The sequence below is a fragment of the Shewanella sp. VK101 genome (assembly GCF_056497865.1).
In genome coordinates, this window is sequence record NZ_CM151402.1 from 3,437,618 (window position 1) to 3,448,794 (window position 11,177).

10 protein-coding genes are annotated in these 11,177 nt (G+C 50.9%); 2 read left to right on the forward strand and 8 right to left on the reverse strand.

The genetic code is table 11. From position 1 onward, the window contains the following. Window positions 1-1,725: 1,725 nt before the first annotated feature. Genes glsB through trmB form a run of 3 tightly spaced genes read right to left on the reverse strand, consistent with a single transcriptional unit; the run spans window position 1,726 to window position 3,702 of the window. Window positions 1,726-2,640: a glutaminase B gene (gene glsB / locus ACSHSR_RS15310; protein WP_144135714.1), complete on the reverse strand. Its 915-nt coding sequence runs from the start codon at window positions 2,638-2,640 to the stop codon at window positions 1,726-1,728. After that, window positions 2,640-2,963 (reverse strand): YggL family protein, encoded by a 324-nt coding sequence (locus tag ACSHSR_RS15315; RefSeq protein WP_208165809.1) that lies wholly within the window; start codon window positions 2,961-2,963, stop codon window positions 2,640-2,642. The genes glsB and ACSHSR_RS15315 overlap by 1 nt, the downstream gene beginning before the upstream one ends. 22 nt (window positions 2,964-2,985) lie before the next feature. Continuing rightward, a complete protein-coding gene (gene trmB / locus ACSHSR_RS15320) occupies window positions 2,986-3,702 on the reverse strand; it encodes a tRNA (guanosine(46)-N7)-methyltransferase TrmB (RefSeq protein ID WP_117200434.1) in 717 nt (238 codons plus the stop codon). Between the two features lie 171 nt (window positions 3,703-3,873). On the opposite strand from trmB, the gene mutY reads away from it, so the two are divergent. Together mutY and ACSHSR_RS15330 are read left to right on the forward strand one after the other, a co-directional pair. Continuing rightward, window positions 3,874-4,980 (forward strand): A/G-specific adenine glycosylase, encoded by a 1,107-nt coding sequence (mutY, locus tag ACSHSR_RS15325; protein ID WP_117200433.1) that lies wholly within the window; start codon window positions 3,874-3,876, stop codon window positions 4,978-4,980. Window positions 4,981-4,982: 2 nt separating this feature from the next. Next, window positions 4,983-5,261: an oxidative damage protection protein gene (locus ACSHSR_RS15330; RefSeq protein ID WP_039034915.1), complete on the forward strand. Its 279-nt coding sequence runs from the start codon at window positions 4,983-4,985 to the stop codon at window positions 5,259-5,261. A 114-nt stretch (window positions 5,262-5,375) separates the two neighbouring features. Here the strand turns inward: ACSHSR_RS15330 and ACSHSR_RS15335 are convergent, their stop codons facing one another. From ACSHSR_RS15335 to ACSHSR_RS15355, 5 genes are read right to left on the reverse strand one after another with little or no spacing between them, the layout of a single operon-like run. Continuing rightward, a complete protein-coding gene (locus tag ACSHSR_RS15335) occupies window positions 5,376-5,597 on the reverse strand; it encodes a hypothetical protein (protein ID WP_123115947.1) in 222 nt (73 codons plus the stop codon). Further along, window positions 5,594-7,414, reverse strand: a complete 1,821-nt coding sequence (locus tag ACSHSR_RS15340) for a hypothetical protein (RefSeq protein WP_479630889.1) — start codon at window positions 7,412-7,414, stop codon at window positions 5,594-5,596. Before ACSHSR_RS15340 ends, ACSHSR_RS15335 begins: the two co-directional genes overlap by 4 nt. 9 nt (window positions 7,415-7,423) lie before the next feature. After that, window positions 7,424-7,723: a hypothetical protein gene (locus tag ACSHSR_RS15345; RefSeq protein ID WP_208136759.1), complete on the reverse strand. Its 300-nt coding sequence runs from the start codon at window positions 7,721-7,723 to the stop codon at window positions 7,424-7,426. Next, window positions 7,716-8,708, reverse strand: coding sequence for a hypothetical protein (locus ACSHSR_RS15350; RefSeq protein ID WP_208136758.1), 993 nt, complete (start codon window positions 8,706-8,708; stop codon window positions 7,716-7,718). The genes ACSHSR_RS15345 and ACSHSR_RS15350 overlap by 8 nt, the downstream gene beginning before the upstream one ends. A 12-nt stretch (window positions 8,709-8,720) precedes the next feature. After that, window positions 8,721-11,162: a hypothetical protein gene (locus ACSHSR_RS15355; protein WP_208136757.1), complete on the reverse strand. Its 2,442-nt coding sequence runs from the start codon at window positions 11,160-11,162 to the stop codon at window positions 8,721-8,723. Window positions 11,163-11,177 lie beyond the last annotated feature (15 nt).

Sequence of the window (11,177 nt, forward strand, 5' to 3'; positions counted from 1 at the left end):
TTAATATCAAGTAAGGCAGCAGAATATGAAAATCCACCATCTAGGAGTGGCAAATTTTACCAACTTGTAGCCGTTATGATGAATAAGACACAAGAAACCAAAGAAAGGTTTAACAGGGAACACTCTGGATGGCCAAGACAGTTCCTTTTCTTCACTGCATTCGGGATTAAAAGCCATAATAGCCGCTGCGCCAGCAGCCTAAAGTCGTGGTGTTCCACACCACACCGAGCAAGAGGCTTTGCTTGTCCAAAGCCCCTTGCATCCCCAAGGACACCCCGACGTAGCCGAAATCCCCGCTGGCTTATGAAACAAATTGGCTACACTCAGGACTCGCATCCTTGCTCGACCTTCGAGCCTCGACATCCCTGTCTCGGCTACGCCAATTTGCAACAACGCCAGCGGCGGCTCCGAAGGGGAGTCGGTGCAATTCTGTAAGAGCTAACTTGTTTGAAGCGACCTATATGCCCGCAGACATACACCTCATTTTCAGGCACAGGCGGAACTGTGACCTTCCGAGCCAGGGATGGCGAGGCAGAGCTTACAGGGATGTACTTGCAGCGAGTCACAGGATCGCCTGTGCATAAGCCTGCGGCAGGCAATGAGAAACATCCGTCGCCGGAGGCCCTGCCAATACTAATTAGTAACTTTTAGCTAAAAGCTATGATAGCCGCTGTGCCAGCAGCCTAAAGTCGTGGAGCTTCGCCCCACACCCGACCAAGAAGGGATCAACAGCAATCCCCTCTTGGATCTCCCTTGCCGCCCCACACGGTGTCGAAAGCCCCTCGGCCTAATGGCGCAAATAACTACCGCTTCAGACGCTCATCCCTGATTCGACTGGCGCTGCTTCGGCATCCATGCCTCAGCTATGTTATTTGCGCCAACGGCTTTCGGCGACACCGAGGGGGAGTCGGTGCAATTCCTCAGCCCAAAGTGTCGTATTCAGCTGCAGATATACGCCTAATTCCAGGCACAGGCGGAACTGTGACCGTCGAAAACAGGGCCGAATTTTGTTCCAGACAAATTCGGCATTTCCTACGTCCCTGTAGGTCAGATGTTTTCGTCGAGGCTACAAGGACGTATTAACGCCGAGTCACAGGATCGCCTGTGCATAAGCCTGCGGCAGGCAATAAGAAACATCCGTCGCCGGAGGCCCTGCCAATACTAATTAGTAACTTTTAGCTAAAAGCTATGATAGCCGCTGTGCCAGCAGCCTAAAGTCGTGGAGCTTCGCCCCACACCCGACCAAGAAGGGATCAACAGCAATCCCCTCTTGGATCTCCCTTGCCGCCCCACACGGTGTCGAAAGCCCCTCGGCCTAATGGCGCAAATAACTACCGCTTCAGACGCTCATCCCTGATTCGACTGGCGCTGCTTCGGCATCCATGCCTCAGCCACGTTATTTGCGCCAACGGCTTTCGGCGACACCGAGGGGAATTTGGTGCAACTCTGCAATCATAGCGTTGCTTGAAATTGCTTATATACCCACAGATATACGCCTATTTCCCAGGCACAGGTGGAACTGTCACCTTCCGAGCCAGGGATGGCGAGGCCGAGGCCGTTCTCGGACGTCCTGTCCTTCACTGCATTCAGGCTTCCTGCCTATCCGCACCGCAGGTGATGGGCTACATAGTGGCCGGAAACCCGGCAAGCGCCTAATGTGCAACTTTAGGCTGAAAACTATGGTATGGCGTAAAAAACAAAGGCAGCGGAATGCTGCCTTTGGGATCAGAAGATTGAGCGGCCAACGGCCAGCCTGAGTTGCTCCAGCGCTGCCGTACCAGCGAGTGAGTTGCCGCTGCGGTCAAGCTCTGGCGACCAGACACAGATGGACATGTCACCGGGGATCACAGCGATTATGCCACCACCGACACCACTCTTGCCCGGCATGCCGACCCGGTAGGCAAACTCACCGGCGCCATCATAAAGCCCGGATGTGGCCAGGAGCGCATTGAGTCTGCGGCTCTGCAGCCGTGATATCAGCTCTTTGCCATCCAATGCCTTACCGCCTTGGACCAGATACATCATGGCCCGGGAAAGATCGGCGCAGCTCATTTTCAAGGCGCAGTAATGGAAATAGCTTCGCAGCACAGTATCCACATCATTGTTGAAGTTACCGAAGGACTTCATCAGATAGGCAATAGCGGCGTTGCGGGCACTGTGCTGATACTCGGAATCGGCCACCACCTTGTCGTAACAGATATGTGGATTACCCGCCAAACGGCGAACCACTTCCAGCATTCTGTGCTTGGGCGCTCCGAGGCGGCTCTGCAGCAAGTCGGCTATGACCAGCGCACCGGCATTGATAAAGGGATTACGGGGAATGCCGCGCTCCAACTCCACCTGCACCAGAGAATTAAATGAGTGACCCGACGGCTCTTTGCCTACCCGGCTCCAGATTTCGCTTTCTTCATAGAGTGTCAGCGCCAGTGTCAGGCTGAACACTTTGGAAATACTTTGAATGGAAAAAGGCTCTAAATAATCCCCTGCCCCCACTGTGGTGCCGTCGGCCATGGTGACGGCAATCCCCAGCTTGTTGGCATTGACCTGGGCAAGGGCCGGAATATAATCCGCCACCTTACCCTGGCCAATCAGAGGGCGAACCCTGTCGAGCACCTGCTCAAGCAAGGCCTCGTCCGGGATTAACTCCACCAAATGTCGTACAGCTCAGTGATTTCCAACTCGCTGATTGGCTGAGCTTCCCAGAATGCCTTGACTGCGCTTCTGTCATCTTCGGTGCACTTGCCAATTCTTTGGGTGGCAATAATGCCTTCCCACTCTCTGTGACCGCCACCGTGGAAGCCCAAGCCTCTAGGTTCTATGACTTCATCAATAAAACGGTCGACCAGGGGATCTATCTGTTCCTCCAACACAGAGTCGGCAAAACGCCAACTAACGTCAAATCCCAACTCCTGGAATTCATCAACACGCAATTTCTTGCGCAAACGACGACTGCGAATAGCCATACTGCTTCTCCCTCAGGTGTAATTACTCTGTACGTTCGAACATCAGATCCCAAACACCGTGACCCAGGCGCTGGCCGCGGGCCTCGAACTTGGTCAACGGACGATAATCCGGGCGTGGCACTACAGTGCCATCGCTGGAAAGGTTACGATAGCCGGGGGCGGCATTCATCACTTCCAGCATATGTTCGCTGTAGTTTTCCCAATCGGTAGCCATGTGGAACACACCGCCAATTTTCAGTTTACGGCGCACCAACTTGGCAAAGGCCGGCTGCACTATGCGGCGCTTGTGGTGGCGTTTCTTGTGCCATGGGTCGGGGAAAAACAGCTGCAGCCGCGCCAGAGAATTATCGGCAATGGCGTGCTCCAGCACTTCCATGGCATCGTGATGGAATACTCTCAGATTGGTGACTCCGGCTTCGCCGGCATCGGCAAGACAGGCGCCCACACCTGGCTTGTGCACTTCGATACCGATAAAGTTAAGCTCGGGGGCTTCCTTGGCCATGGTCACCAGTGAGGCACCCATACCAAAACCTATCTCCAGCACTGTGTCTGCCTCACGGGCAAAAACGGCGTTCAGATCCAGCGGCTCGGGGGAATAATCCAGCCCCATGCTGCCCCAATGCGCTTCTATGGCCTGGGCCTGGCCCTTGGTGAGGCGACCCTCACGCAGCACAAAGCTTCTTACTTTGCGCAGATACTTGCCTTCTTCGTTAAACTCGGCCGTTGTGACTTCGCTCATTTTTGCCCCTAGAGAGGTTTGAAAAAAGAAGGGCATTATCCAAAGTTCACCATACAGTGCAAGCCCTGATGCTGAAAAAGTATACCAACAATCCACAAGAACGAAATAAGTCAATCATTTGGGGGGATCAATCTCCTTGTTTCGCCCCTTGGCTGCGGCTACACTGCGCCGATGAACAAAACAGCCTCTTTCGCAGAACGTATCATAAAATGGTACGACTTGAATGGTCGCAAGACTCTGCCATGGCAACAGCAAAAGACCCCATACAAAGTATGGATTTCTGAAATCATGTTGCAGCAGACCCAGGTCGCGACTGTTATCCCCTACTTCCAAAAATTCATTGCCCGTTTCCCCGATGTCGTCAGCTTGGCCAATGCCGACACGGACGAAGTGCTGCATCTGTGGACAGGTTTGGGCTATTACGCCCGCGCCCGTAACCTGCACAAGGCCGCCATCAAGGTGCGTGATGAGTTCCAAGGCGAGTTTCCAACCGACTTTGACTCGGTACTGGCACTGCCGGGCATTGGCCGCTCAACCGCAGGGGCGGTACTGTCGCTGTCTTTGGGGCAACATCACCCCATATTGGATGGCAACGTCAAACGGGTACTCGCCCGCCACGGCGCCATAGAAGGTTGGCCCGGGCAAAAGGATGTGGAAAACCAACTCTGGCAGCTGACTGAAGCACTCACGCCCAAGGCCGAGATCCAAAAATACAACCAGGCGATGATGGATATAGGTGCCACCATATGCACCCGCTCCCGCCCCGCCTGTGACCAGTGCCCGGTCGCCCGCGACTGCAAGGCGCAGCTAATGGGGCGCCAGGGCGAATTCCCCGGCAAGAAACCGAAGAAGGCGATTCCGGCCAAAGAAGCCTGGCTACTGGTGCTGGAACACAATGGCGAGATCTTGCTGCAGCAAAGGCCACCCGCCGGGATCTGGGGCGGCCTCTGGTGTTTCCCCGAGTTCAGCAACAGACAAAACCTGCTGCAAGCCGCCAAAGCCTTGGGGCTTGCAGAGCACAGCATCACAGAGCTACCCGGTTTTCGTCACACCTTCAGCCACTTTCACCTGGACGCCCAGCCTATGCTGCTGCGGCTAAAGAGCAAAGTAGCCACAGACATGCTGCTGGACCAAGGTCACAGCGCCCAGAGTAAAGACAGGGTAATGGAACCCAAACCCTGTCTCTGGTATAACTTAAACCAACCTTCCCGGGTGGGACTGGCCGCTGCAACAGAGCGGGTATTGGCCAGCCTGGAACCGAGTCTGACCAAGGAGTAAACATGGCACGCACAGTTAACTGCGTCTATCTCAAGAAAGAAGCCGATGGCCTGGATTTCCAACTGTATCCCGGCGAACTCGGCAAGCGCATTTTCGACAACATCAGCAAAGAGGCCTGGGGCCTGTGGCAGAAAAAACAGACCATGCTGATCAACGAAAAGAAACTGAACATGATGAATGTCGATGATCGCAAACTGCTGGAAGAGCAGATGGTCGCCTTCCTGTTCGAAGGTCAGGAAGTACAGATTGAAGGCTATGTGCCACCGGCAGAAGATGAATAAGCCGCTATAGCTGTAGTAAGTGTAGCGCGCCGACCGAAATGAGAAACGGATTCGTCTAAATGAGAAAAATATAAAGGCCCTTAATGGGCCTTTAAACTATCTGTTGCTCGTGATTTAAACTTCTATCTCGCTGTATGGCAAATTAGCGGCGGCACCCTGCACTTGTCCATCAACTATATATACTTGGCCACTGGTGACACTATCGCCGAGCACAGACTGATAACTGCCGTCGGCATGCCTAACTGTCGTCATGCCATTGGCGACAGATACCACAGTGGCAACGGCTCTTTGTGGACGAGGATTAAGTTGGTTTAAACGCTCATAGATATTACTCATAGTGCATTCCTCAGTAGCGTTAAACTCTGATTAACGACCGTTTGACCTTGGTTATTCGTCTGGGCGTTTAATTGCCAAGCATCACATGTAGCCTTATACGTTTTTCCATCAACGGTAACTCCAACCAACATACCAGGTGTAATCGGTGGTAAATCGACCATCAGTTTAGTTCGCAACTGGGTTTGCTTTTTATCGCCCACCTCTGCCAGTTCGTGACTGCCACGCATACGAGCAGCTTGAGGATCAGTAATGAGCTTTTCGAGTACATCGCTTGCAAACTCATCACCCGCACTGCCGGTACGCTTAACTTTAACCGCTACGCCTATCTGTTCACCGCGTACCAGCACCGCATTGGCCATCGTTCTCATCTCATGCCGTTCGCTATGTTCCAAAATCACCCCGTCATGCAATGCCACATCTGGCGTGCTTGACGCTGTATTCCAAGGAGAAACTGGCCACTTAGGCACAAAGTTAATAGTTCGGCTTTCCGCATCAACTCTTAGCATGGCTCCGATCGCCACAGCCATAGTATTGAGCGCTTCCGCTGGCGTTTTCGCTGAATAGCTCCATGCCATGGCTGGCACGGTAAAATCGGTCATTGAAGTGGCAACCGTCCAGCCTGTATTTGCGACAATATCTGAGGCCAAACCCATAAAGCTACGGTCTGTTTGGTTAACGTAGTTGATAGATTTTTTATATGGTGCCGCCAGTTCAGCCAATAAACCGCGACCGGAGGCACCGTAACTGGTATTGCCAAAAGAACGACTTGAACTAAGCGCTTCCACAATGAAATAGAAGTCATAGCCATTAATGCTGACTTTGATAGTCTCACCTTCGGCACGTTCGGCATCCCCTCTGGATGAAAAGACCAAGGTGCAACTCGGTGCCCATTGATTGCGAGAATGCTGCATTGAGATTGAGCGCAGAACAATCGAACTGTTGTCACTAAGTCGCACACAGGCTATTTGTGGGGTCATGAGATAACTCCTGCGAATTTGTGGTTCAATCGGCACGTTGAAATCAAGCGGTGGTAATGTTGGGTGGGCATCGATCAGCCCCCCGCCATCATCCCAATAGCAATAGTTAGGGTTTTGCTTGAAATTTAAACTAACGGGGGATTGGTTATTCTGCCAAGGTTTATTGAAGCTGATGACAATCGGCCCCGGCTCAGGTGGTTGGTAAGCATCTGAGCAAATCCAGCGAGGTGCAGGAAAACCCCACTTAACATGATGCCGGTTACAAGTTGCTTGTCCCTGCCATGAGAAACGATGATTTTGCTGTCGTGGGCTGCCTTGTGAGAATGGTTGCAACGCACTGGCACGCATGACTTTGCGATTACGCCAGCTAACACCAGCTTGCTCGCGCAGAGTCGCTCCAGTAAACCAAGCGGGTACTATGTCACGGCGATGCAAATGCGGTAGTGACCAACGCACTGATGAGCAACGCATGACTGTAGTTTTAACCACCCACTGTTGATTAACACACCTTTGCACGGCTGGCCCTGTATGACCTGAAACAGTAACATTATCCCGATGAACCTCACCGTGCCAAAGGCTGGCTTCATGAGTACCGATGTTAGTTGCATGCTCATTAAGCGTCATTTGCTGAGCAATAAACTGCGCCGCCGACCAGTTCACACTCAACTCCATTCCCAACAACATAGGCTTGGGCTGAGGCTTAATATCGACACCAAATTGAATCTGAATCGGAGAAACAACATTCTGCCATGGTCGGCTGAATACGATGGTTACCCCGCCATTATCGAATTTTGGAGATACCGGCGATTGAAGCTCGATCCATGCTTTGCTGAATCTCATCGGTCATCCTTACACTACTGGAATATTAGCGTCAGTAGCCTCCAGCTTTATGCCGTCAATAACCTCGGCAGCATATTGCTTGTCATCATCCAGTATCATCAATATCACAGAGTTTGTGTGCTGGTATCTTGGAGCAAATATCAGCGTTCTGTCATGGGAACTGCCAAACACCCCTACCCGCAATACCTTGCATGTATCACGGTCAATAACCATGTATCTCTCTGCCGCGGCATCGGCGTTAACAATGGTCAGTTTCGACATGTTGCGGGGGAGAGTCTTATCTGGTGACGCTACAAGCACTTTACTCATACCATGACTCCGCATTAATCCAGTATTGGCAAGCTCCGTTATGTGGGTTCGGAACCAAATAGTGCTCAGCCCCATTAATCACTTTGGTGACCGGGAAAATAGCATCAGAATATGCAGCCGATGAACTCACCAATATCCCGGGGAACTGCCCCCTTACTTGAGGCTGCAACAAACTATCTTTGAATAATACTCCCTCTGAGTCCTTGTATGTTTCGCTGGTACTTGATGCACTATATGCGTCAATGACTATGGCCATTTTCGAGTATATTGGGTTTGGCGAACCCTCACCATTGTGCGTTGTATTAAGAGATTGTGTACCAGGAAAAAACAGGGCTGCCTCATGATCTTTTCTGGTATCTTCACCTGTTACCTGGCCAAATCTTCCAATAATTGAAGTATTGTTGGTGTAACCAAGCCCAAACTGCCATGAAGAAGTAAGGTTGTCTGAATTCTGATGATAAGTAAGAACCCCGAATCCGTTAACATCATTGACGTAAAAGCTGTCAATACTCCCTATGCCGAATGCTGGATGCTCATAGGTGCCCTGCGCCATTATCGGCTTAAAGTCTGAGCTGGTCAGGATGTAAAACGAAACGGCAGTGGCAATAACGATCCACTTTGTAGCATAAGACCCACCCCAAGAAAAAAGGTAACTGACACCCGGAACAGAAGCCCAATCAGGATTGGACGATGATATTGCCGGAGCTGTTCTTACCTGCATATTTTCACTATTGCGGCCATCCTTGTACCTTGACGACAACCACATGCAACCACCAGGATAACCAGGCGCATTATCAGCAGTTTTGAAAATCATGTAATTATTTGCGGCATCGTCCAAAATAACGCTCCACCCTGCAGGCTGCTTGGTGCCATATCCATCAACCAAGCACTTGCGAAGGATCTCAAGCCATTCAGCATAAGTTCTATTTTGCAGCTGAGGTGCTCCGGGATCGTCCCAGCGGTAAACCGTTACTGGTAAACTCATATTGTATTCCTCTTATGATTCATTACCCCGGAAGGCAATCACTGCCCGGTCGGTAGATATTTGGCTGTGGCCGCTGGCGACTGAACGTAGCAACATAACGGGTTTTGAAGCCGCATAAGTCGCGAAGCGGATAGCTTCGCCAACATTCCAGCCACCGCCAAAAGCCCCTGAGCGAATAGCAAAATAGGGTTGCTGTGTACGCGGGTTGATAGGTAAAAAATCGTTGAGAGTGTCGCCGGTAGCTATTTGCCCCACCCTGCGACCAACACACCTAAAGGTCGTGGCACTGGAAAAAATCAGCACCCAGTCTTCGTTGGTAGCATCGGCATTGTTCACTTCGATTGGGTAATCCACTACATTCAAACTACCCGTGGCATTCGTGCCGTCTTGCTCCCAATTATTGGTCCAAGCAGTCATGTCTCGTACAGGCCCAACCCTCGCTTGAAGGTTGCCAAGGCTTTGGACGCTGGCCACAATTGCCCCAACGGGATAAGTACCTTCTAGTTCTGAGGCCAACTGCAGCGTGTTATCACCAACATCAGTGACCAATGCCTCTTCACCGATGCTGTCAGTTAACACAAACGGGGCTGTAAAACCGTTAAAATCGCTGTTAATTGTGACAACACCTGTTGTTGTGTCGTGGCTGTAATGGGCATTGTCTATCGTCCACAAGCTGGCTCCTGTTGCATCGGTGATATCAACAAAACGAGCATTACTGCGTGTATTGAACGTTTGCCCTGGTGCCGGGCTACTTATGCCCTGTATTTGAGTGTGTTCAATAGTGATCGGCGTCCAAGCATTGAAAATATCGACAATGCCACCGTTTTTGAGTCTCAACGGATTGAGGCCATAAAGCTCGGGAGGCGGGTTGAGCGTGACCGTTTCGCTAATGTCATAGCGCAGTGATGTCAGATCCACTGCTTGGGTAAATGACAAACTAACCTCACCAGCATCAATACTGCCACTGATCCCCGTCCCGCTAATATTGCCATTACTGTCGGCACTGGCACTAAACAGGGTGTTGCCATCAGCTGAGGGTACAGTGACATAGAAAGTATCTAGGATTGGTGTGGTTTGCGGCAGCGGGAATGTCACACTGTTATCGCTAACGGCGGCATCTTCAATAATCGCATCATAACTAATGCTAAAATCACCACGGGCATCGGTAAATTTAATGACTTCACCGGTGAGGTAGTCCACCTTGGCCAGCACTTGACCGTTGCTTTCACGCAGTTCTCCCCCTTCAAATTCAGAGAGTGTCGATGTGCCATAGTTACTGTCAGTAAACGTCGCTGTAGCAAACACCGATCCTTTAGTGAGTTTCTTGCCTACTGGCAATGCAGTGTCATTGCGATAAATGCCGTACCGCAGCGATGAATACCAACTAATACCAATGGTCTGGCCGCTAGTTCCACCATGCGGATAAACCACCGTAACGGTTGAGCCAGTTACATCCAGTGTCCCCAAATAATAGTAACGACCGATCACCTTGATGTTTTGCACACCATGATTTTCAAAATATGGGGCAACCAACAGATCCGGCACGCTGTAGAGATAAGTCGTTTTATCACTTTGGCTGGGAATGGTGATGCTTTTATAAATCAACCCACTGGCTACATCCGCATTATCATCGCTGGTAATGGTATTGCCTGCACTTACCGCCTTTTGTTTCACTTTAGGCAACAGCTCTGAACGCGTATTTTTTACCCGTAGCAGGGTACTGTTGTTTTGCTCAGTGAGCATAGTCACACCATGATATTTAATGTCGGCATTCTGCGAGGTCAGCCGCAGTTTAGTGCAGCCTTTTTCGCCGTTTATCGACAAATCAGCATCTGGTGTGTCATAAGGGATCGGTGGTGAAAACTCCACTTGCCCTTGTTGTCCCCCCGTCACAGTTTGTTTTATTTCACAGAAGTGTTCAAAGCGCGGATAACGGGCATCTTCATTACCTTCATACTCCACCGAAATACAAACAACCTGTCCTTGCATAAAGGTGACATTGGCCCAGTAATCACGATCGTTATAGCGATACATAGACTGAAGATAAGCTCGTGGAAATGAGTCTTGCCCCGCGAGTAGGCCAATCAAACCGCCTCGGATCAGTTGACCGGCACGCACGCTGGACTCAAGAATATCGACCATATCAGTCATGCGCGATTCATCATCAAGTGAATCAGACTCAGCAATCAACCAACTGACTAGCGGATCACTCGGTGGCTGCGAAATAAAGATGTGTCCATCCAAAAGAGTTTCAGCCCCTTGCGTATCGAGCGCAGGAAAGCACTTAACGATATCCACGGCACTCACAGCGTGGTCAATATCTGAAATTGCTTTGAATAACTCGTTTAACTCACCACTGACAACCGGGTTTTTAGTACGTTGACCACCGGCATCGGCACTATCGCCCAGCAATTCGGGTTTAAAAATTTTCAGGTTTTCACGAGTGATTGCCATTATTTGCATCCCTTT